The 22,564-nt window shown below is 61.4% G+C and carries 14 protein-coding genes; 10 read left to right on the forward strand and 4 right to left on the reverse strand.

What is annotated here, in order from left to right:
* Nucleotides 1-2: 2 nt before the first annotated feature.
* From ACIP6G_RS11650 to ACIP6G_RS11660, 3 genes are all read right to left on the reverse strand, one after another.
* Nucleotides 3-785: a TetR family transcriptional regulator gene (locus ACIP6G_RS11650; protein WP_400290191.1), complete on the reverse strand. Its 783-nt coding sequence runs from the start codon at nt 783-785 to the stop codon at nt 3-5.
* A 3-nt stretch (nt 786-788) separates the two neighbouring features.
* Nucleotides 789-2,165: a dicarboxylate/amino acid:cation symporter gene (locus ACIP6G_RS11655; protein ID WP_332727265.1), complete on the reverse strand. Its 1,377-nt coding sequence runs from the start codon at nt 2,163-2,165 to the stop codon at nt 789-791.
* A gap of 246 nt (nt 2,166-2,411) precedes the next feature.
* Entirely contained in the window at nt 2,412-2,876 is a 465-nt protein-coding gene (locus ACIP6G_RS11660; protein WP_332730533.1) for a DUF2975 domain-containing protein, read from the reverse strand.
* 189 nt (nt 2,877-3,065) lie between these two features.
* Between ACIP6G_RS11660 and ACIP6G_RS11665 the strand changes: the two genes are divergently transcribed.
* Nucleotides 3,066-3,455 carry a VOC family protein gene (locus ACIP6G_RS11665; RefSeq protein WP_105657125.1) on the forward strand — a complete coding sequence of 130 codons (390 nt, stop codon included), beginning with the start codon at nt 3,066-3,068 and terminating at the stop codon, nt 3,453-3,455.
* A 53-nt stretch (nt 3,456-3,508) separates the two neighbouring features.
* On the opposite strand, the gene ACIP6G_RS11670 is transcribed toward ACIP6G_RS11665, so the two are convergent.
* On the reverse strand, nt 3,509-5,176 hold the full coding sequence (locus ACIP6G_RS11670; RefSeq protein WP_332498383.1) for a DUF885 domain-containing protein: 1,668 nt from the start codon (nt 5,174-5,176) through the stop codon (nt 3,509-3,511).
* A 351-nt stretch (nt 5,177-5,527) separates the two neighbouring features.
* Between ACIP6G_RS11670 and ACIP6G_RS11675 the strand changes: the two genes are divergently transcribed.
* From ACIP6G_RS11675 to ACIP6G_RS11715, 9 genes are read left to right on the forward strand one after another with little or no spacing between them, the layout of a single operon-like run.
* Entirely contained in the window at nt 5,528-11,722 is a 6,195-nt protein-coding gene (locus tag ACIP6G_RS11675) for an Ig-like domain-containing protein (protein ID WP_400290193.1), read from the forward strand.
* A 49-nt stretch (nt 11,723-11,771) separates the two neighbouring features.
* Nucleotides 11,772-12,782: a MoxR family ATPase gene (locus ACIP6G_RS11680; protein WP_332487818.1), complete on the forward strand. Its 1,011-nt coding sequence runs from the start codon at nt 11,772-11,774 to the stop codon at nt 12,780-12,782.
* On the forward strand, nt 12,782-14,101 hold the full coding sequence (locus tag ACIP6G_RS11685; RefSeq protein WP_400290196.1) for a DUF58 domain-containing protein: 1,320 nt from the start codon (nt 12,782-12,784) through the stop codon (nt 14,099-14,101). Before ACIP6G_RS11680 ends, ACIP6G_RS11685 begins: the two co-directional genes overlap by 1 nt.
* Nucleotides 14,098-16,452 (forward strand): DUF4129 domain-containing transglutaminase family protein, encoded by a 2,355-nt coding sequence (locus ACIP6G_RS11690; RefSeq protein ID WP_400290198.1) that lies wholly within the window; start codon nt 14,098-14,100, stop codon nt 16,450-16,452. Before ACIP6G_RS11685 ends, ACIP6G_RS11690 begins: the two co-directional genes overlap by 4 nt.
* On the forward strand, nt 16,443-17,528 hold the full coding sequence (locus ACIP6G_RS11695) for an RDD family protein (RefSeq protein ID WP_400290200.1): 1,086 nt from the start codon (nt 16,443-16,445) through the stop codon (nt 17,526-17,528). The genes ACIP6G_RS11690 and ACIP6G_RS11695 overlap by 10 nt, the downstream gene beginning before the upstream one ends.
* Complete coding sequence (locus ACIP6G_RS11700; protein ID WP_400290202.1) at nt 17,525-18,349, forward strand: PP2C family protein-serine/threonine phosphatase; 825 nt, start codon at nt 17,525-17,527, stop codon at nt 18,347-18,349. The genes ACIP6G_RS11695 and ACIP6G_RS11700 overlap by 4 nt, the downstream gene beginning before the upstream one ends.
* Entirely contained in the window at nt 18,346-20,244 is a 1,899-nt protein-coding gene (locus ACIP6G_RS11705) for an FHA domain-containing protein (protein WP_400290203.1), read from the forward strand. The genes ACIP6G_RS11700 and ACIP6G_RS11705 overlap by 4 nt, the downstream gene beginning before the upstream one ends.
* Entirely contained in the window at nt 20,241-21,800 is a 1,560-nt protein-coding gene (locus ACIP6G_RS11710) for a serine/threonine-protein kinase (protein WP_133833031.1), read from the forward strand. Before ACIP6G_RS11705 ends, ACIP6G_RS11710 begins: the two co-directional genes overlap by 4 nt.
* A gap of 9 nt (nt 21,801-21,809) precedes the next feature.
* Nucleotides 21,810-22,511, forward strand: coding sequence for a hypothetical protein (locus ACIP6G_RS11715; protein ID WP_332487805.1), 702 nt, complete (start codon nt 21,810-21,812; stop codon nt 22,509-22,511).
* Nucleotides 22,512-22,564 lie beyond the last annotated feature (53 nt).

The following is a 22,564-nucleotide window of genomic DNA, read 5'->3' on the forward strand; positions in this document are numbered from 1 at the left end:
GCTTAGATGTCCTTCAAGGTGCTAGTGCTGGTCAGCGGCAAGGCGGTAAAACCCTGGTCAAGGGTTTTCATGGCCTGGGTAATCAAGGAATGGAAGACGGAGATGAGCTCGGGGGAAATATCCAGACCGTGAGTTTCGGTAGCTGGCAGACGCTCGATCCACTCATCAAATGCTGCTTGGCCTGCGCCGAGCAGAGCATGGGTAAAGACTCTGATGGAAAAACTGTCGGCCTGCGGATAACGGCGGGCGACTTTTTCGATGACTTCCGTGGTGGCTGTCCGCCATTCGTTCATCGTGGAGGGGAAGCCGCAGTTGGCTTCTTCCGTTCGCAAGAATGCACCAAACTGGGCCACTTGCCCGAGCATCTGCGACACGTCATCAGACTTGAGCGATTCGATGATCGCTTCGACCAGAGGCATGGAGTCGGTCAGGTCGCTAATGGAATCCACCATGGTTCCCAGAACCTGGTGCAGGGGATAGGAGAAGACCGCATCTACTGATGGAAAGTAGTTGAAGAGTGTACGGCGCGAAACACCGGCCGCTTCAGCGATCTGCGTAGCGGTAAGCGCCGTGGCAGAGCCGTTGCGAAGCAGGTCCGCGACGGCTTCAACGATGGCCTGTTTCGTTGCTCGTTTGTTTAGTTCGCGGCGGGTGCCGGCACTCGGGGAAGTCACATAACTTACACTACGTGCAAAGTTGCACCCTGTGCAAAGTAAATCCGTGTGACCTTTAACCGGAAAGCGGCGCACGAGCAATAGTGCTCGTGCGCCGATTTCCTTCAGCAATGCCTACTTGGTTGCAGCTGCCTCAGCATCTGCCGCTGAGATGCTTTCATCAGCGAAGGGGTTGCCATTGCGTGGTGCGTTGTACATGTCAATGTCCAAGATGCCCTCGCGCTTGGCGACAATGGTTGGAATCAGTGCTTGGCCGGCGACATTTACCGCGGTGCGGCCCATATCAATGATCGGGTCAACGGCCATCAGCAGGCCAACGCCTGCCAGCGGCAGGCCCAGGGTGGAAAGGGTCAGCGTCAGCATGACGATGGCGCCGGTAGTGCCTGCGGTTGCTGCCGAGCCCAATACGGAAACCAGCGCAATCAAGAAGTAATCTGTGAGGGACAGCTCAATACCGAAGAACTGGGCAACGAAGATTGCTGCGATCGCCGGATAGATGGCAGCGCAGCCGTCCATCTTGGTAGTCGCGCCCAGCGGCACTGCGAAGGAAGCGTAGCCCGAAGGCACCCCGAGGTTGCGTTCGGTCACGCGCTGGGTCAATGGCAGGGTGCCAATCGAAGAGCGTGAAACGAAGGCCAGCTGCACTGCAGGCCATACACCCGAGAAGTACTGCTTGATTGACAGGCCATGTGCGCGGACCAGTACCGGGTAGAGCGCGAATAGCACCAGTGCCAAGCCGACGTAGATCGCAACGGTGAACTTGCCCAGTGCGCCAATAGTGTCCCAGCCATAGGTGGCAACAGCGTTGCCGATCAGGCCAACCGTGCCGATCGGCGCGATGCGGATGATCCACCAGAGGACCTTCTGGATGACCGCCAGGATAGAGGCCGAGAACGCGAGGAATGGTTCGGCCGCCTTGCCAACCTTGAGGGCAGCGACGCCCACGGCGATGGCAATGACCAGTATCTGCAGGACGTTGAAGCTGATCGAGGTGGAAGCGGTTGCTTCATCAACCAGCTTGGTGCTCGCGCCCAGACCCAGGAAGTTGGCTGGGACCAGGCCAGTGAGGAAGCCGAGCCAGTCGCCGGTCTTGCCATCGTATTCATCTGGCATGCCCTGGCCGGTATTCGCTCCGGGGCGGAAAACGGTGCCAAGAACCATGCCGATGATTACCGAGATCAAGGCAGTGATGGCAAACCAGAGCAGGGTCTGCCACGCAAGGCGTGCCGCATTGGTGACCTTGGCCAAATTGGCAATTGAGGCGACAACCGCAAAGAAGATCAGTGGGATCACTGCAGTGCGCAGCAACGCAACGTAGCTGGAACCAATGATCGACAGGGCTTCACCCAGCCCGTTGGGTTCCTCGGCGGTGCTGCCGGTGTACTTGGCTAGGAGACCCAGTAGAAGACCAGCAATCAGCGCCGCAATGATCTGCGGGCCGAAATTGGTCATCCAGCGTGGAAGCTTAGATGAAGGTGCGGTAGTAGACATGCGTTCAAGATTAGGGCGCTTTTCTTCGTCGGCGGCAGTTTATGTTACGCAACATGACGGTATTTCGCCGTTTGTGCTTTATTGCACTGAAAAGCGGTGTCTAGGGTCACTGGACCTGCGAAATGACGCACGATTTGTGCGAAGACTTCGGTGCGGGGACACAGATCTTCACATGGGAATTTTTGGCTCCGTGCCATTGTTGCTGGACTAATCGCCGCGACTGTGCTTGAAGAAGCATCGCTCACTTCACGCAGTTTGCTTTCGTATCCTGGACGCGAGCATGCCGCGAAATGCGACCAGCAAGCAAGTGGCAGTTCCTCCCAGTGCCGCCCCGCCGGCAACGGCAAGGACGACACCGGGACCGCCGGCGCCGATAAACCCCAAGAGGTGAATTCCCAGCCCCAGGACCAGCAGGGTTGCTGCAGCGGCGGCGCAAATGGCAATGCTGAACCAATGCAGTGAGCTGGCCTGGTAGAAGGTTCGGCGCCGAAGCTTCAATATGAGGATCCAAAAACAAATCAGGGCAATCTGCAGGAAAACAAGCCCGGCCGTCACTGCGCACCGGTACGGGGTCGCCAGATGGGCCACTTCGGGATGAATGTAGGTGGTCTCCTCGATGAACATCGGCAAAATCAGCACTTGGCCAAGGAGCGCCCCGAGGAAGATTGCGATGAGTGCGATTCGGGCGGGTAAAATAGCGAGACTGGTCATCTAATGATTGTCGACTATTATCTATCGTTAATCAATAGCTTGTTATCGTTTTTCCCTGGAATATGAAGCTGGGCTCTTCAGTGCTGCTTCCGTGATCTTGACCTGTCGGAACCATGTGGAAAGGTAGAAGCCAGCAAGGCGTGGGGAATCCGTGGTTGCTGCATGGGCCGGAACTGAAAGAAGGAAATAATGCGGGTTTATATCACTAGTGTGTGCGTGGATGATCAGGCGAAAGCTAAAGCGTTCTATACCGAGGTGCTGGGCTTCAAGGTCAAGCACGATATACCTGTGGGCGAATACAGCTGGCTGACCCTTGTTGCAGCGGACCAGGAGCAAGGTCCTGAAGTGCTTCTGGAGCCTTCAGCGCACCCTGCCGTTGGGCCGTACCGTTCAGCACTGAAAGCAGACGGCATCCCGGCAACTTCCTTTGCCGTTGATGATGTCCAGGTGGAATTCGAGCGTCTTAGCTCACTGGGCGTGAAGTTCACGCAAGAACCGACGGATGCCGGACCCGTCGTGGTTGCGACCTTTGATGACACGTGTGGCAATCTGATCCAGATTTCCAGCTACAAGGGATAAAACGAATGGCGGTCCTGCCAATAAGCAGAACCGCCAAGCCGATTTCCTGGAGGCTACTTCACCAGGGCGCGCTTCAAGGTATCCAGGCCAACTGAACCGAGCTTCAATGCCGCGGTATGGAATTCCTTGAGCGAGAAGTCCTCGCCCTCGGCGGCCGCGAGATCGTCGCGGATCTGCTCCCAGAGCCGTTGGCCGATCTTGTAGGACGGAGCCTGGCCTGGCCATCCCAAATAGCGGTTGTACTCGAAGTCCAGCTGACCCGTGGACATGTCCAGATTCTTCTCCAGGAACTCATAGCCGTTTTCGGCGTTCCAGGTGCCGGTGCCCCACTGTGCAGGAACTTCCAAGCCCAGATGAACTCCTATATCAAAGACCACTCGCGCGGCTCGAATGCGTTGCGCATCGAGCATGCCCATGTAATCGCCCGGGTCATCGAGGTAGCCCAGCTGGTGCATGAGGCGTTCGGAGTACAGCGCCCAGCCTTCGCCCTGTCCGGAAACCCAGCACATCAATCGGCGCCAGCTGTTGAGCGTGGAGGCCTGCATTTGGGCTGTACCGATCTGCAGGTGATGGCCGGGAACGCCCTCGTGATAGACGGTGGTGAGCTCGGCCCACGTGGTGAATTCATCTTCTCCAGGCGGAACCGACCACCACATCCGTCCCGGGCGGCTGAAGTCTTCTGACGGGCCGGTGTAGTACACGCCGCCATCCTGGGTCGGAGCGATCATGCATTCGATGCGGTCCATTGGCGCCGGGATGTCAAAGTGCTTGCCCGACAAGTCCGCCATGGCCTGGTCAGCCTTGCCCTGCATCCACTCCCGCAAGGCGTCGGTGCCTGAGAGCTTGCGCGCCGGATCCTCGTTGAGGATCTTCTTGGCTTCCTCGATCGTGGAGCCCGGCTTGATCTGCTGGGCGACGCGCCGCTGCTCGGCGATGATGGCATCGAGTTCGCCGACGCCCCAGGCATAGGTCTCTTCCAAATCCACTGCGGCGCCCAGGAAGCGGCGGGACATCAGCGAGTAGTACTCTCGGCCCACCGCGTCTTCGGCCGGTGCCTGTGCCAGGAGTTCATCTTGCAAGTACGCGGTGAGTTTGCGGTAGGCCTTCTTCGCGGCTTCGGCTCCGGCTTCCAGCTGTGCTTGCAAAGCGGTATCCACTGCGGTGCCGGAGGTGGCCAACTGGTCGAAGAATCCGCCATCCTTGGCGTAATCGGTGGTTTGCGTGATCACTATGGACACTTGGCGCTGCGCCGCAACCAGATCATTTGAAGCGGAATCACGCAAAGATGCGATGTAGCCGTCAATCGCAGCCGGAATGTTGGACATTCGCTGGGCGATGAAAGCGTAGTCCTCGGAGGACTCCTGCGGCATCAAATCGATGATCGAGCGGATTTCCTGTGCCGCACTGGCGATATTGTTCAGCTCGGTGCGCCCGGTGAACAGGATTTCCAGTTCGAGGCTCAATCGCTCGGTCATCGCGTCAAGCGAGACTTCGTCAATTGCGTCGACCGCAGTGGCGTTGGCCAATGCGCCCAAAGTCTCCCGCAGTAAGCTGATCTGCTGGGTGGTGCCAGCAGGGGAGTAGTCGCCATAGGTGGTCTCGTAGCCTGGCAAGCCAAGGGAAACTCCCCATTCCGGGGTCAGTTCAAGGGACTTGGCGAAGAAGGCTTCGGCGATCTGGTCGATTGCCGAAGGCTCGCGGTGCGGTGCAGAGGATGTCATGTAACTAACAGTAGTTGATATGAAAGATTTGTTGAAGACTTTTGCGCAGGTTCGTTCTGAACTGCTTCCGCGGTCGTCTAGCAGGTGCTTCCAGGCGCGGGTTATGCCGCTGGACCTGCCGAAAAGGAATCAAAGGGCATCTGCGGTCGCATAGGCGGTTCCCGCTGATGAAGATGAAGCACGCGAATTGTATTGCGTTGATGAATCGCCCAGTCAGTGCCCATGGGGAGAACTCTCCATGGCGGAGGTTTTGTCAGTTCGTTAGAATTGGAGGGCGTTGAGTCTGGCCTTGGGGAATAAGGCCGGATTCTGGCGCACACTCGTACCAGCAAACCAAGGACTGACCTCTAGATGGCTAAAGCCGCTTCGACCGGATGGACTGGACTGCTCAAAAGCACCGGGTTCAAGGTGACTGCGATCCCAGTCGTGGCGGCCCTTGCCGTCACCGGCGCCATTATCTATCCGGGCTTCGAAACAGCTGACGTGGAACTCAACGACGGTGGTGTCTGGGTAGTCAATCAGTCCGAAGGCAAGATCGGGCATGTCAACTACCAGTCGCGCACCATCGACGGTGGCGTTGCCACCCCGCTGGCCAACTATGACCTGGTGCAGCATGAAGAAAGCGTGCTGGTACGCAACCTGGAACAGGCCTCGCTGACCACTATTGACCCCGCGATGGTGCAATTTGCTGGCGATAACAACCTGCCAGCCAACTCATCCTTCTCCTTCGGTGCGTCCGTTGTCGCCGTTACCGACGCGGAACACGGAACTGTCCAGGCCAGCAACCTCGAACAGATTGCCGATTTCAAGGGCGAAGGCGCCGAACCGCTGATCGAGTCCAAGGGCGAAGTCGCCGCCGTGGTTGGCGCCGACGACACCATCTGGGCCGCAGACCTCGGCGCAGGAACCCTTTCCAGCTTCACCCTGGACGACGATGGCAAAGCCGAACTCGCCCAGGAATTCGAAATTCCGGAACTGGCCGAAATGAAGGAGCCGCAGCTTTCGGCCGTCGGCAAGATCGGCGTGGTCTTCGATGAAGCCACCGGCGAACTGGTCACCTCGGAGGGCAACTCCGCAATTCTCGAGAATCCTGCCAACGCCCGGATCCAGTCTCCGGGCCCGGCAGCCGAGAACATTGCTGTGGCCCTGGACCAGTCGCTGGCAACGGTGAGCCTGTCCGGCAAGGACACCAACTATGAGCAGCTGGAAACCGCTGGCACCCCTATCCAGCCGGTGCGCGTGGGAACGTGCACCTACGCGGCCTGGCAGACCAGCGGCGAGTATCTGCGCTTCTGCGATGACCCGGCACATAACCAGAGCACCGCAATTCCGGAAATGCCAGAAGGCGCTGAACTGGCGTTCCGCGTCAACCGGGACGTGGTCGTGCTCAACGACGTGCATTCGGGGCAAGTCTGGTTGGCCAATGAAGGCATGGAAATCGTCAGCAACTGGAGTGATCTGGAACCGCCTGCTGGCAAGGGCGAAGCCAAGGAAGAAGAAACCAAGGAAATCACCGACGCCATCGAGCTGCCCAACCGCACCGAGGAAAACAAGAAGCCGATCGCCGAGGACGACAGCTATTCGGTACGCCCTGGCCGCACCACCTTGCTGCCGGTGCTCTATAACGACGTGGATCCGGACGGCGATTTGCTGACCGCGAACCTGGAAGGCGCTGCGCCCTCGGTAGGTGCCGTGCAGCCGGTCCATGACGGCACCGGATTCCAGATTGTGGTCCCCGAAGATGCCAGGGGCGGCGCGAGTTTTTCCTACACCACCAAAGACGGCCGCGGGGGACAGGACACCGCGACCGTCAAGCTGAACGTGGTGGACGATGAAACCAACAAGGCTCCGGAACAAAAGCGCACCACCGTGCTGCGCGTGCAGCAGGGCGAGTCAGTCAGCCACAACGTGCTCGCTGACTGGACCGACGCGGAAGGCGATGACCTCCGCTTGCTCGGTGGAACCTCCGATGGCGATGACGTGATCCGCGTCCAACCCGATGGCACCTTGACCTTCCAGGATGACGGAAAGAAGCTGGGGCAAAAGGAATTGGCCATCCAGGTTTCCGACGGGCAGGAGGGCACCAAGGGCCGGGTACTGATCGAGGTCTTGGCCGACGCCACCGTGAAACCGGTGACCGCGACCGATCATGTGGTGGCCAATATCAATGAATCCGCCAGTTTCTCCCCGCTGGAAAATGACACTGATCCCAGCGGGGACGGTCTGCGGCTGGCCGGCGTGGATGATGTTCCCGGGTTGGAAATCAAAACCAACGCACAGACCGGAACCGTGACCGCACGTGCCGAACGTGCCGGAACCTACTACGTTGAATACATGGCCACCAACGGCCCGGCCAGCGCCCCGGGCCTGGCCCGCATCGATATCAAGAAGCCGGAAGAAAATGCCGAGGATCCGATCGCGGTACGCGATGTCGCCTTGCTGCCTGCCGGCCAGGATGTATTGGTCAACGTGCTGGGCAACGACACCGACCCGGCCGGTGGCGTACTGGTGGTAACCGGCGTGCAGACCGCCAGCGACAAGCCGTTCTCCACCTCCGTAGAACGCAATACCTTTGTCCGCATCACCGACGTGCGCGGCCTCACCGACCCGACCACCATTAGCTACACCGTGTCCAATGGCTCTCGTGAAGCGACCGGTTCCATCCGCGTGATTCCGATTCCGGCACCACCACGCATGGATCCGCCGCAGGCCAACCCGGACACCGTCACCGTCCGCGAGAACGACGTGGCCACCGTCAAGGTTCTGGAAAACGACATCCACCCGAACGGCGGAGAGCTGCTCTTGCGTCCCGAGCTGGAAGAAGCTGATGATCTGGGAGAAGGGTCCCTGATCTCGGTTGCCGACGAAACGATTCGATTCCGCGCCGGCGACTTTGGCGGCAAGGCCAAGCAGGTTTCCGCGGTCTACACCGTGGCAGGACCTGATGGCCAGGAAACCAGCGCCAGCGTCACCTTCAACGTCCTGCCCGAGGCAGAAGCCAATGACCTGGAAAAGAACACCCCGCCGAACCCGGAACCAGTCACCGGGCGCGTCTTCGCCGGCTCCAGCACCAACGTGCTGATCCCGATTGACGCTATCGACCCCGATGGCGACTCGGTCTCCCTCGTGCAATTCGGCGATTCCCCGCGCATGGGCACCGCGAAGATCCGCGGGGCCTCCATCGACTACACGGCTAACCCCGATGCCTCGGGCACCGATGAATTCAGCTACGTGGTGGAAGACCGTTTGGGTGCCCGCGCCACCGGCACGATCAAGATCGGCGTGGCACCGCTTGCCGAATCGAATAATTCCCCGGTTGCCGTCAACGACTTCTTGACCGTGCGCCCCAACCGCCCGGTGGCGGTGGACGTGATGGACAACGACACCGACCCGGATGGCGACCCGATCGCCTTGATGAGCGAAGTCTCCACCGAAGCCAGCATGGAGGTGGAAGTCATTGACGGCCGCGTCACCCTGACCTCGCCCCCGGAAGACGGCAACGTTTCGGTGCGCTACATGATTTCCGACGGCCGCGGCGGCACCGCGGCGGGCACGCTGAGCATCAAGTCCGATCCAGAGGCCCAGCTGCTGGCGCCCATTGCCCGCGATGACCGGGTTTCCTTGGAAGAAGTCATCGGCGATGAACAAGTGACCGTAGATATCTTGCGCAATGACGAGGACCCGGATGGCAGCTCCAGCGAATTGGAGATCAGCTTGCCGGATAACCCGTCTACTGCCCAAGTCACCGAAGATGGCTTGGTCGTCACCGCCACCGAGGACGCGCAGATCATTGCCTACACCCTGACCGACCCCGACGAACTGGCTTCTACTGCCTTCGTCCATGTGCCAGGCACCGCCGGAGCACGGCCAATCCTGCGCAGCGGGCTGAATCTGCAGGTCGAGGCGGGACAGGTCCTGCCACTGAACCTGGATGACCTGGTCCTCGTCCGCGAGGGACGCACCCCGCGCTTGACCACCGAAGAGTCGGTGGCCTCGATGCCGCAAAACGACGGCGAGCTGGTCAAGTCCGCCACCGAGCTTTCCTTCCGTGCACCGGTCGATTTCGACGGTTCGGCTACCGTCAGCTTCGAAGTCACCGACGGCACCGGCCCCGACGATGAAATGGGCCTGAAGTCCAAGCTGACTCTGCCAATCAATGTCACCCCGGCTCCGCGCCAGAACGATTCCGAGGAACGCCAGAACCAGAACGAGGAAGGCCAACCGGAGGAAGAAGAGCCAGAGGAAGAGGAAGAAGAGCAGCCGCAGGAGGAGAACTTCGCTCCGACCCTGCAGGCCAATGCCTTGGCCGTGGGCCAGGGCGAGGAGCCAGCCTTCCTGGACCTGCGCATGGCCGCCAACGATGCCAATGAAGACGACGTTCCGAAGTTGAAGTTCGCCATCTCTTCGGTGGATATCCAAGGTGTCCAGGCCGAACTGGTCGAAGAGCATAACCTGAAGGTCAGCGCCGGAGCTTCGACCCCGAAGGGCACCACCGGTACCGTCACCGTCACGGTCAGCGACGGTGTGAACCCGCCGGTTCCGGCCGCCATGAACATCACCGTGACCGGCTCGGTCCGCGAGCTGCCGGTAGCTGTGGCCGATAACGTGGCCGATGCGGCCCAGGGCAAGACCGAAGTGGTCGATGTGCTGGCCAACGACCACAACCCGTACGCGGATGAAGGCCCGCTGCGCCTGATCAACGCCCGCGCCCTGGAAGACACCGGGGAAGTGGAAACGAGCGGCGACAAGGTATCCATCACCCCGAAGGACAACTTCGTGGGCACCATGCGGGTGGAATACACCATTGGCGATGTCACCGAAGACGTGGCACGCAACGTCATCGGTACCGTGACGCTGAACGTCAAGGGCGCCCCGGAAGCCCCGGGCCTGCCACGCGTCCAGTCCACCGGGGATGAGAAGGCTGTGCTGCAGTGGGATCCACCGGCCAACAACGGCTCGCAGATCACCAACTACACCGTGACCGGCGGCGGGCACACCCAGCGGTGCGCCACCACCACCTGCACCATCACCCCGCTGGCCAACGACACCGTATACAACTTCACGGTGACCGCCGCCAACGAGATCGGCCAGTCCCCGGCCTCGGCGCCGTCAGCCGATGCCCGACCGGACGTGGAACCCGAACAGCCTGCCGCCCCGACCGGCACCGACGGCGACCAGCAGGCGGCCTTCAAGTGGACTGCCCCCGCCAGCCGGGGTTCGGCCATCCAGAGCTACACCTTGGAGATCTCCCCGGCACCGGCCAACGGCGTCACCCAGGTCACCGGCATTACCGGCACTTCCTATACCTGGAAGGGCCTGAAGAACGGCACCGATTACCAGGTCCGCGTGCGTGCGGTGAACAAGGCGTCCAAGCCATCGGCCTTCAGCGCCTACTCGGCAGCCGTGACCCCGGCTGGCAAGCCGTTCAAGCCGTCCGCCCCCACCGCGGCCCGCAAGGAATCCGCGGTGGATGGCGGCGTGGTCAACGTCGCCTGGAACGCACCGGGCACCAATGGCGCACCGATCACCGGCTATGCCCTGCGCGTCTACAAGTCCGGAACCCTGGAGAAGACCATTGGCTCCATTGCGGCCAACCAGACCAGCCAGTCGGTCACCGGCCTGAGCACCTCGGGTTCCTACACCTTCACCATCGCGGCAACCAACCGCAAGGGCAGCTCGGAACAGAGCTCGAATTCGGTGGCGGTGACCCCGTACGGGCGTCCAAAGGCCGTGTCCAGCGTGAGCGCCAAGGCCACCGGCGCCAATCGCATGGTGCAACTGGGCTTCCAGGCTCCTGCGGCCAACGGCTCGAAGATCACCGGATACCAGTACTCCGCCGATGGCGGAGGGTGGCAGTCCTTCGGCGGCCCCGGCTCGGTGATCGACACCGGTTCCCACGGCACCGCGCATACCTGGCGCGTGCGTGCCTTGAATGCTGCCGGCCCGGGAGATCCCAGCCCGGCCAGCAACCAGACCAGCGCCTACGGTCCGCTGCGCGATAACGCGAAGATTTCCTCGTCGCATGGCGATAACTGGATTTCCTTCAGCTGGAATACAGCCGCCGGCGAATCCAACGGACGCAAGGTCACCCAGACGGTAGCCATTGGCGGGTCTAACACGGCTAACGATGGTACGGAGAAGGTCAGCAACCTGGGCTACTCCACCAGCCGCACCCTTAAGATCGTGGCAACGGATACCGAAGGCCAGAGCAAGTCCTGGTCCAAAACGGATCAGACCAATCCTAAGCCGGCCCGTTCGGTGAAGCTGTCCGAAGGACCGTTGTACAACGGCTACGCGAACTCCACCTGCCCGCCGAACTGCTACAAGTACCACGTGGAGCTCTACGACTTCGACCCGGGCACCCACACCTACCTGGCGCAGTGCTACCACTCCAAGGGAATGTTCTCGGATAATTACGTGACCTTCAACGTCGACGGCAATGGCCGGGCCTCCAAGGACTTGCCATGCGTGATCGAATCGGGATATGCCCAGCCGTACTTCGCGAAAATCGACGGCACGGAATCCGACCGGGTTAATTTCAGATAAGCGCGGCATCGGCCGAGCATCAAGACGTACAGAAAGAACAAACACTGCCATGACCATGAGCACCGAGCAGGCCAACTGGTTCTGCGATACCTTCGCCAAATTGGTGTCCAATGTCGGACTGTCCGTGCTGGGCAAGGACCAGGCCATCAAGCTGGTGCTAACTGCCATGCTCACCGAAGGGCACGTGCTGCTCGAAGACGCACCGGGCACCGGCAAGACCATGCTGGCCCGCTCGCTGGCCGCCACGGTGCGGGGCAGCAACTCGCGCATCCAATTCACCCCGGACCTGTTGCCCTCGGACGTCACCGGCATCACCATATACGACCAGCGCAGCGGGCAGTTCGACTTCCACCATGGACCGATCTTCGCCAACCTCGTGCTGGCCGATGAGATCAACCGCGCGTCTCCAAAGACCCAGTCGGCGTTGCTGGAAGTCATGGAAGAAGGGCGGGTCACCGTCGATGGCACCACCTACCCGCAGGCTCGCCCGTTCATGGTGATTGCCACCCAGAACCCGATCGAGCAGGCCGGTACCTACCGGCTGCCCGAAGCCCAGCTGGACCGTTTCCTGATCAAGACCTCCATCGGGTATCCGGACCGGGAAGCCACCGTGGCGCTGCTTTCGGGCAGCACCCAGCGTGACCGCTCGACCGCGCTGAGCGCCATCATCACTACCGAAGCAGTGGTGGAAATGGCCGAGCTGGCAACCACCGTGCATGTGGACACCGCCGTGCTGGAGTACGTCGCGGCGCTGTGCGAAGCGACCCGCGAAGTTCCGGAAACCCGTTTGGGAGTTTCGGTCCGCGGAGCCCTGGCGATGGTGCGCGCGGCCAAGGTGTGGGCTGCCAGCCAGGGACGGAACTACGTGCTGCCGGATGACATCAAGGAATTGGCGCCCTATATCTTCACCCATCGCCTGGTGCTGGACCCGGAAGCGGAATTCACCGGCACCACCTCCGCCCAGGTCATCACCTCGGTGCTGCGCAAGGTCCCGGCCCCAACCCGCCGTGGCAACGACGACTCCGCCCCGGTCGCCGGCAAGGACCAGGACGAGCATTAATGAGCCGACGAGCTAAGCGTTCTGCGCGGAGCACCAAGTTGAATCGCAGGGCCGAAAAGTCGCTGACCATGGCCAGCGAAGCAATGCAGGTGCTGCGCGAATACCTGCGCCCTGCAACAGCGCGGGTCAAGGAATTCAGCGCCCGTTTCCTTGCACCGGTCACCTCGGTCATCTCCCCGCTGGGCTTCGTGCTGCTGGGTACGGCGATTCTCCTGTGGATTCTTGGTACCAATTTCGGCTGGCAGGAGGCCCTGCTGGGTGCCTTCATGGCCACCTTGCTGCTGCTGGCTTCCGTGGGATTCATCCTGGGCCGCAATGATTTCAGCGTGGACCTGGACCTGCACCGCACCCGAGTGGCTGTGGGGGACCGCGCCGTTGGCGCCCTGCAGGTGGCCAACCAGGCCTCGCGCAGCGCAGCGCCGGTGATGATGGAACTTCCGGTAGGCCATGGTGCCGCCCAGTTCCGGATCCCGCGCCTGGAGCCGCAAGGAACGCACGAAGACCTGTTCACCATCCCAACCCAGCGCCGCCAGGTGCTGGACGTGGGGCCGGTCCGCTCGGTCCGCCAGGATCCCTTCGCCATTCTGCGCCGGCAGGTGAAATGGACCGACCGCTACGAGCTGTTCATCCATCCGCGCACCACCGCGCTGGATGGTTCCTCTGCTGGTTTCATCCGCGACCTCGAAGGCATGCCCACTTCCGACCTCTCGAACTCCGATGTGTCTTTCCACGCCCTGCGCGAATACCAGGCAGGAGACGACCGCCGCCATATCCACTGGAAGTCAACGGCGCGTACCGGTGAATTGATGGTCCGCCAGTTCGAAGAGACCCGGCGTTCGCACCTGGCACTGAGCCTGAGCACCAATCTGGACGAGTACTGCGAGGCGCACGCAGAGGAAGATTTCGAACTGGCTATTTCGGTCGCTGCCTCCATCGGGCAGCAGGCAGTGGCGGAACAGCGCAAGCTGGCCATCGTGACCCAGCAAGGTCCGGTGCGCACCGACAGCGGCCGCATGATGATGGACTCGCTGACCCGCATCGAAGCAGCCGCTGGCCAGCGCGAGAACCTGGTGCAGGTGGTTCGCCACACCGCCGATATCGTGCCCGGAGCGTCGGTGCTTTTCTTCCTCACCGGCACCAGGACCAGTGCAAAGTCGCTGCGTGAAGCCTGGATGCATGTGCCTGCCGGAGTGCGCGCCATCGCTATCAGGTGCGAGACCGGCATGGAGCCGACGCGCTCGAACATTGGCGAGCTGACGGTACTGAGCCTGGGCAAGCTGGAAGAACTCGGCTTGATGCTGCGAAAGGCCGTGGCATGAAACAGACTTTGCCCCTCTGGCGCTTCGGCGTTGACGCGGCCTGCCTGGGATTGGCCCTGGTCCTTGGTGCCCTGGGTCTCCTGGACGCCTACGGCGCGAGCTTGAACTTCATCCTGGCTGCCGTGGGCGGAATTGTTGCCGGTCTTGCTTTGGCCTGGGCCAATGTGCACTTCAAGCTGGGCACGTGGCGGACCATGGCCCTGTTCGCACTGCTGTACCTCGTGCTGGGCACGCCGTTGGCCACTCCACGCGAGGCTGCCTTCGGAATCTTGCCCACCGGGCAATCCCTGCGCACCTTGCTGACCGGCCTGGTCTTCAGCTGGAAAGACATGCTCACCGTGGCGCCACCGGTAGGCTCCTACGGCGGCGTATTGATCGTGGCCTTCCTTTCCGCGCTGCTCACCGCGCTGCTGGCCGGCTTGGCGGCCTGGCATTTGCGCTCGCCGTATTGGACTTTGCTGCCGCTGCTGGCGATGTTCGTGCTGGGTATTGTTTTCGGCACCCGCGACGTGCCGATGCCGATCGCCCGAGGCGTCGCCTTGATTGCGGTATTGGTCGGTTGGCTTGCCTGGCGGCGCTTCATGGACACGCGCATTTCCGGCGGATTCAGCTCGGTGAACCACGAGCAGCTTGATTCCCATGGCGGCCAGCAGATGTTGCTGCGCCGCATCATCGCCGGAGCCCTGGTGCTGGCCGGAGCCGGCGTAGCGACCGCCGCGGCCACTCCGCTGCTGGCCCCCGAAACCCCGCGCCAGGTGTTGCGCGATGCGTTGGAACCACCGGTGGATCTCTACGATTATCCAAGCCCGCTGACGAGTTTCCGCAAGTATGTGAAGACAATGGCTGACGACACCCTGCTGACCGTCAAGGGCTTGCCAAAGGACGAGCGCATCCGCTTGGCCGCATTGGATTCCTACAACGGCATGGTCATCAACGTGGATCCTTCCGCGGGTGGCAGTTTTGCCCCCGTGGGTGATGCCAGCGATATTCGTTCTGCCCAGACGCTGGAAGGCCGCGAAGCGGCTGAACTTGAAATCTCGATCCAGGACTATGAAGGGGTGTGGGTTCCTTCCGGAGGCAAGCTCATGGGCTTGGATCTGGCCGGCGGTCGTGAAGATGAACTGGCCCGTTCCCTGTTCTACAGCGATACCTCTGAAAGCGCGCTGAGCTCCATTGGCCTGGAGAAGGGCGATGCCTACACGGCTAAGGTGCTCTTCCCCGCCAAGCCGAGCGATGACCAGCTCAATGAACTGGATTTGGCGCAGTTCCGCATGCCAGAGCTGGCCAATGTGCCAGCCACGGCGGGAGCCAAGGCCGCCGAATTCACCGGTACGGCACGCGGCGACCTGCAGCGCGTGCGGAGCATTGAAGCCATGCTTTCCGGAACCGGATTCTTCTCCAACGGCACCGAGGGCCAGGTTCCCTCGCTCTCCGGGCACGGAGCGGGACGTATCACCAGCCTGCTCGATGCCGAGCAGATGATCGGCGATGACGAGCAGTATGCTGTCGCGATGGCGCTGATGGCCCGCGAGCAAGGGATCCCTGCGCGCGTAGTCATGGGTTTCTACCCGGAGGAATACGCGCCGGGGAAAGCCGTTGAAATCAAGGGGTCCGATGTTCATGCCTGGGTGGAGATCGCTTTCGAGGAAATAGGCTGGGTTGCTTTCAACCCGACGCCGAATGAAGACGAGCAGCCCACTCCTCCGGAACAGGAACCCAAAGCTGTGCCGCAGCCGCAGGTGCTGCAACCGCCACCACCGGCGCAGGAAGAAGCGGATTTGCCTCCGCAAACTGCACCGGAGCCGCAGGAAGTCGAAGAGGAACCGAAAACCTTCTGGGAACGCTGGGGCCAGGTCATCATTGTCGCCGGCATTTCGCTGGGTTCGGTGCTGCTTGTGCTCTCGCCGCTGCTGCTGGTTGCCTTGCTGAAGCTGCGCCGCAGGCAGAAGCGTTCTCAAACCGGCAGCGCCGGTGACCGCGTGAGCGGTGGCTGGCAGGAATTGCTCAGCCATGCCACTGACCACCGAATCGCGACTGCCAGCGGTGCGACCCGGCGGGAAAGTGCCGGCGTGCTGGCCGACGGTTTCCCGGCGCTGTCCAGCCCGGTGCAGTCGCTGGCGCAGCGTGCGGATGCGGCGAACTTCGCGCATGAAGAACCGACCGAAGAGCAAGTGCGGAAGTACTGGGAGGATGTCATTGCGCAGACCCAGAAGATGCAGGAGCCGCTGGGCTTCTTCGGCAAGATGCGGGTGAAATACTCTCCACGCTCTCTGATACACGAATTGGCAGCTAAAACAGTCAAGACGGCACGAACATTGCAACGGAAAAACGGGAGCAAGCCATGGCGGTAAAGATGGACCTGGTAGATGCCAGAACTACGCAGCGACTGCTCTCGTGGCTCGTCGACTTCCTGCCAGTACTGGTCCTCTCGGTTATTTTCCTGCCGATGATCGCATCCAGGATGGTGAACTCGCTGAATGCTCCGCAGATCATGGGCGAGATCGCCGGAACGTACATCCTGTACAGCGTCCTCACTCTGGCCTGCACGGTTTTCTTGTGGTGGTGGGAAGCTGCTGCAGGCAAGAGTCTTGGCAATGTGCTCCTCGGGTTACGCACCGCTACTGTTTCAGGTGAGCGCCCGGGCTGGGGCAAGACCATTATTCGCCGCTTGCTGATAGCCGTCGCAGGTATCGTTCCGATCCTGGGATCGGTGCTGATGGTGATCTCCAATCAATTCGACGCGAATGGCAAGAAGCAGGGATGGCACGATAAGGCGGCCGGTACGCTGGTACTCGATATCAAAGCTGGACGGGATCCGCTGACTACCGGAGGTACCGGGGGACCAGGGTCTTTCGCGCCTCAGCAGCAGTATGCTCCGGGCCGTCGCTTCGTGGGCGAGCCAGAAGAAGTGCCCGGCAAGCCGTCGGGAGTCATTGATTCGGTGCCAGGTGCCGTGCGCAACAATGCGCCTGAGGCGCGTCCCCGTCCTGCGGCGCAGCCTAAGCCGGAGGCGAAGATCGTTGAGGTCCGGTCGTCCAAGGCCGATGCGGATCCGGATGCAGATCATGGGCATACACAGATTCGTTCGCAATCACCTGATGCCTTGCATCTGCTCTTTGACGATAGCCGGTGCCTCGACCTTGCCGGCAGCATTTTGATCGGACGCAACCCTTCCTACGCAGATGGCGATGTAGGTGTTCACCTGGTTGCGGTGGATGATCCGGAACGCACGGTCTCCAAAACGCATCTGCTGATCCAGCCCGGGGTAGGCAGTGTCTGGGTTACGGACCGGGATTCTGGCAATGGCTCTTCCATTGTTGATGAAGACGGAAACGTGCGCGAACTTGTCCCGGGCAAGCCGGAGCAGGCAATGATTGGCCATACGGTGTACTTCGGTGACCGCTACTTCCAGGTGGAACGTCCGTGACAGATCTTACCCCCGGAGTCAGCCTCAGATTCAGCCACGGCCAGGCAACTGACCGTGGACTGCGCCGCGCCCTGAACGAGGACAGCCTGCTGGCCTCGGAACGGTTGCTGGCCATTGCCGATGGCATGGGCGGGCATGAGGCCGGTGAAATAGCTAGCGCCCTGTGCCTCAAGATCCTGGGTGAAGGATTCCAAGACGCAGGCGCCAAGCTCGACCCGGAAACCCTGGACGTGCTGTTGACCGAAGCTGATCGCAGCATCGTGGAGGCAGGCTCCGGTCGAGCCGGAACCACACTCACCGGGGCCGTGCTGATTGATCCAAGGACCTCCAGCGCGCAGGAAGAACAACCCGAACTGCTGGTGTTCAATGTGGGCGACTCGCGCACCTACCTTTGGGCCCAGGGCTTGCTGCAACAGGTCAGCGTCGATCACTCCGAGGTGCAGGAGCTGATGGATATCGGCCAGCTGGACGCCGCGCAAGCGGCCACCCATCCGCGCCGGCACGTCATCACCCGCGCATTGGGGATCAACGCCAACAGCCATCCCGATTACTGGTTGGTGCCGCTGGCAGGGAACGAACGCATTCTGGTCTGTTCAGATGGGCTCAGCAGCGAAGTCGGCGATGCCGCAATCCAGGAGATCCTCACGCGTTTCCCGGACCCGCAGCAGGCTTCCGAGGAACTGGTCCGAGCGGCCCTGGACGCCGGGGGACGAGATAATATCAGCGTGATCGTCGCCGACGTGCAGTATGGGCACCCCGACGATGTTGGCATTACAATCCCACGCATATCGACCACGAGCCACCAAGAGGAGAAATCATGAACAGCCTGCGTTACATTCCCGGAGACTGGTACGCCCTGGTAAATGACCAGCACATCGTCCTCCTTCCTGCAAGCGCCAGCGCCGAGCAGGTCAACGGCTTGTGGGCCAGCGTCGCTGGTAAGACGACGGTGGAAGCACTGCTCTCAGAGCTGTTGCCGCTTTACCGGATGAACATTGCCGAGCTGCCGAACTTCGCTCTGGTATCCCGTGACAGCGCACCACATCTGGTCTTGCGGGGAGCCCCAGAATTTACCGCCCGGACAGCTGCCGGTGACGAAAAAGTTAGCGGTACCGGCATCGCGACCTGGGCCGAACGCAAACTTGGCGAGTCGAACTCATGGACTTTGAGCACCGGTTCGGCGAATCCTGAAGCTGCGTTCGCGCTGCCAATTAGCGAAGGCATTGTTCGAGTATCAAGCCTTGAGTGGGGCACCGAAGGGGATGCGGCTGCTGGTGCGCCCGCCGGTGCCGCATCCAAATCACCTGCCACCCCTTCTGCTCCGGCCAAAGCAGCTCCAAGCGTGATGGCGCCTGCCGCCGCTGCGGCCAAGCCTGTTGCGGCTCCGGCAAAGGCGCCAGCGCCAACTGCGGCTAAGCCTGCTGCTGCGCCCGCGCAGGCAAAGGCCCCCGCAGCAACGGCGGCTAAGCCTGCGGCGGCCCCCGCTGTTGCCAAGCCGGCGGCTGCTCCGGCAAAAGCTCCAGCGGCAGCGAAAGAGCCAGTGCCAGCTGCGGCTAAGCCTGCGGCGGCCCCCGCTGTTGCCAAGCCGGCGGCTGCTCCGGCAAAAGCTCCAGCGGCAGCGAAAGAACCAGTGCCAGCTGCGGCTAAGCCTGCGGCGGCGCCCGCGCAGGCAAAGACCCCCGCAGCAACCGCGGCCAAGCCTGCTGCTGCGCCCGCGCCGGCAAAGGCCCCAGCGGCAGCGAAAGAACCAGCGCCAACTGCCGCCAAGCCGGCATCCGACCCGGGCGCCGCCGCGCCGTCCAAAGAAGCAGGAGATCCCAAGGGCCCCGCAGCTGTGCTGGCACGAGCAGCCAAGGCAGCCGACGCGGCCAAGGTATCTGCACAGGGTGCCGGGGATGAGCAGACAGATGGCACGGCAACGAGTTATGCGCTGCCGCCGACCGAAGTCTCGGAAGAAACTCAGGATCCAGCACAATACGAGCAGGAAGCCTACTCGGAGGAACTATCGCTGGGCGGACAGCTGCTGGGCGCCAGAGGTGCAGCAGAGACCGTCTACGATACCGGCCAGGGCGATGATCTGGACACGATAATCAAACCGCGCCCGGGAAGTCCTGCATCTTCGGCGCGGCCGGTTGAACCAGCCGACGACGAGCACACGATCATCCGCGGCTCCAGTGTTCCGAAATCCAGCGCCGCTTCAGGTTTGGACGCCAAGGACGGCACCGAAAATTCGGTGTCGCTGAATGAATTCATCTTGGCCCGCTCTTGCTCCAAGCGGCATCCCAACCCTCCAACTGCCTCGACCTGCCGGGAATGCGGCGAGCGCCTCACCGGCCAAGCGCAGCAAGTTCGCAAACCGGCCATGGGGCGCATGATTGTCAGCGATCACGGTGGCGCCCGCGAATACGCCCATGAACTGAACCGCTCGGTGATCCTGGGGCGCCAGCCAAGCGCAGCAGCCATCAAATCCGACACCGAACCCCGCCTGCTGAAGGTGGAAAGCCCAAGCGGTGACATCTCCCGCTCGCACCTGCATGTGCGAGTGGAAGGATGGCATGTGCAGCTGGTTGACCTGGGCGCGACCAATGGCACCGTGCTCCTGCGCGAAGGGCAGCGGCCACGGCGCCTGTCCCGGCACCAGGAGATCATGCTGATCAAGGGCGATGTCGCTGATCTGGGCGATGGCGTGAGCATACGTTTCGAGGATCTGCCGTGAGCCTGCGGCGCGCGCCAGCTCCGGCGCCGCAGATCCCGGGATTCACCTACGTCAAGCCGCTGGGCACGGGCGGATTTTCCGATGTCTATCTGTACGAGCAGCACCGGCCCAACCGCAAGGTGGCGGTGAAGGTGCTGCTGGCGGATGTCAGCGATGAGGAAGCTCGCCAGCGATTCGAGGCGGAAGCCAACTTGATGGCCCAGCTGTCCACTCATCCGTATATTGTCACGATCTACCAAGCGGAGATCACCGAAGACGGACGTTCCTATTTGGCCATGGAGTATTGTTCCCGGCCTTCTTTGGACGTCCGATACCGTCGTGGCGTCCTGAGCATTGATGAAACGCTGTCCCTGGCGATCCAGTTGTGTTCAGCGGTGCATACTGCGCATCTTGCTGGCATTGTGCATCGCGATATCAAGCCGGGAAACGTGCTGACCACCGACTACAACAGGCCGGCGCTGACCGACTTCGGCATCTCGGGAACTATCGGTTCACACACCGCTGGGCTTTCGGTGCCATGGTCCGCGCCGGAAGCCTTCGGCGATGGCATGCCTCCGGGTGTGCGCATGGATGTGTACTCGCTCGGTGCCACGATCTATACGATCTTGGCCGGGCATTCGCCATTCGTCCGTCCTGGACAGGATAATTCGCAGGCAGTACTCATTGAGCGGATTTGCAATACGCCGTTGGTGCCGTTGGAACGGCTTGATGTTCCTGAATCATTGAGCCAGGCGCTGGCGGTAGCCATGGCGAAGAACCCGGCGTCGCGATTCGGCTCGGCTGCCGAACTGGCCCGCTCGATGCAACGAATCCAGATCGAGCTGGGCTTCTCGGTCACGCCCTTTGAAGTACTTGAAGAACCTGCAGAAGCGGTTGACGAAGATCACGGCGAGAGCACTCGCGTTCGCAATGTTACTTCGATTAGCGATGCGCAGCGTCCGCTGCCTACCCCACCGATGATTTCCTCCGTTCCCGGGCAACGGCTGCGGCAGGCAGGACCGTCAGTTCCAATACCGCGGCTGGAAATGCCGAAGGATTCCATTTCGGCTCCGGGCCAGCAGAGCGCAGCTCCAGGCGAATCAGGAACGCCGGTGGACGCGCCGGCAGAACCGAAGCCGCGCCAGGGCCTGCCGAAGGTCTTCATCGCAGTGGGCCTTGTGCTATTTCTCCTGGTTGGCGGCGCTGTCATTGCCAACATGTACTTGCCGGACCAAAATGCTGCACAGCGTTCTGGCCCGCCTATTACAGCGACGGACGGGCCCAAGGATGCATTGGTTGGCGGCACTGTGCCGAAGGTGGATAATTTTGCGTACTCCACGGTCGGAGAAACTGTAACTTTCCGTTGGTCCAACCCAGAACCGAATAAGGCAGACCATTACCGGTGGGCTCCAATTACCGCCACGGAAACGGGAGAATACAAGCAGACGATGTCCCCAAGCGCCACTACCGAGATCGGGAAAGGCGGACAAACCTGTATCGAGGTCAAGCTCGTGCGCGATGATGGACGTATCTCGGATGGAGCACGGTTCTGCACCGCCGCAGGTTCAGGAAAGTAGGCAAGAGAGATGAGTGAAGTAACTATCGAGTACTGCGGACAGTACTATCCTGTCCAAGACGCCAAGCCCTTCACCATCGGCCGAGAAGGCGATCTGGCCATCGACGACAATCCCTACTTGCACCGGCACTTCTTGACGATTACCAAGCAAAGCGGGCTGTGGTGGCTTAATAACGTCGGTAGCCGGCTGACCGCGACGATTGCTGACCGTACCGGCGGACTGCAGGCCTGGCTCTCGCCGGAATCGAGCCTGCCCCTGGTGCTGAACCGGGTGGGCGTGGTTTTCACCGCCGGTCCCACCACCTACGAGCTATCGATTCATGTTGCGCAGCCCGCGTTCCGACAGGCCTACATGGACTACGACGCTTCGGGCGAGACCACCATTGGCCCGGTGGTGCTGACCAGTGCCCAGCGGGCCTTGGTCGTTGTCCTGGCTGAGCCGATGCTGCGCCGTGAAGGCACTGGCTTGAGTTCAATTCCCACGAGTGCCGCTGCCGCCGCCCGGCTGGGGTGGGGAATTACGAAGTTCAATCGCAAACTCGATAACGTCTGCGACAAATTGGACAAGGCCGGCGTGGCCGGGCTGCGCGGGGGACCTGGAAAATTGGCCACCAACCGCAGGGCGCGACTGGTGGAACATGCTGTGAGTTCGCATCTGGTGACTCGTGCAGACCTAGCCATCTTGGACTTCGAAGTTCCCGACGAAGACTAGGATGCCAGCGGCGCTGCACAGAGCAATGGCCCGGAAAATTCCGCTAGGGAACG

This window comes from Glutamicibacter sp. NPDC088483 (genome assembly GCF_044753145.1).
Taxonomy (GTDB): Bacteria; Actinomycetota; Actinomycetes; order Actinomycetales; family Micrococcaceae; genus Glutamicibacter.

Coding starts and splice junctions, on each gene's coding strand:
- ACIP6G_RS11655 (WP_332727265.1), bottom strand. CDS start 2,165: ATGTCTACTACCGCACCTTCATCTAAGCTTCCACGCTGGATGACCAAT.
- ACIP6G_RS11705 (WP_400290203.1), top strand. CDS start 18,346: ATGAACAGCCTGCGTTACATTCCCGGAGACTGGTACGCCCTGGTAAAT.
- ACIP6G_RS11675 (WP_400290193.1), top strand. CDS start 5,528: ATGGCTAAAGCCGCTTCGACCGGATGGACTGGACTGCTCAAAAGCACC.
- ACIP6G_RS11680 (WP_332487818.1), top strand. CDS start 11,772: ATGACCATGAGCACCGAGCAGGCCAACTGGTTCTGCGATACCTTCGCC.
- ACIP6G_RS11695 (WP_400290200.1), top strand. CDS start 16,443: ATGGCGGTAAAGATGGACCTGGTAGATGCCAGAACTACGCAGCGACTG.
- ACIP6G_RS11715 (WP_332487805.1), top strand. CDS start 21,810: ATGAGTGAAGTAACTATCGAGTACTGCGGACAGTACTATCCTGTCCAA.
- ACIP6G_RS11665 (WP_105657125.1), top strand. CDS start 3,066: ATGCGGGTTTATATCACTAGTGTGTGCGTGGATGATCAGGCGAAAGCT.
- ACIP6G_RS11685 (WP_400290196.1), top strand. CDS start 12,782: ATGAGCCGACGAGCTAAGCGTTCTGCGCGGAGCACCAAGTTGAATCGC.
- ACIP6G_RS11670 (WP_332498383.1), bottom strand. CDS start 5,176: ATGACATCCTCTGCACCGCACCGCGAGCCTTCGGCAATCGACCAGATC.
- ACIP6G_RS11660 (WP_332730533.1), bottom strand. CDS start 2,876: ATGACCAGTCTCGCTATTTTACCCGCCCGAATCGCACTCATCGCAATC.
- ACIP6G_RS11690 (WP_400290198.1), top strand. CDS start 14,098: ATGAAACAGACTTTGCCCCTCTGGCGCTTCGGCGTTGACGCGGCCTGC.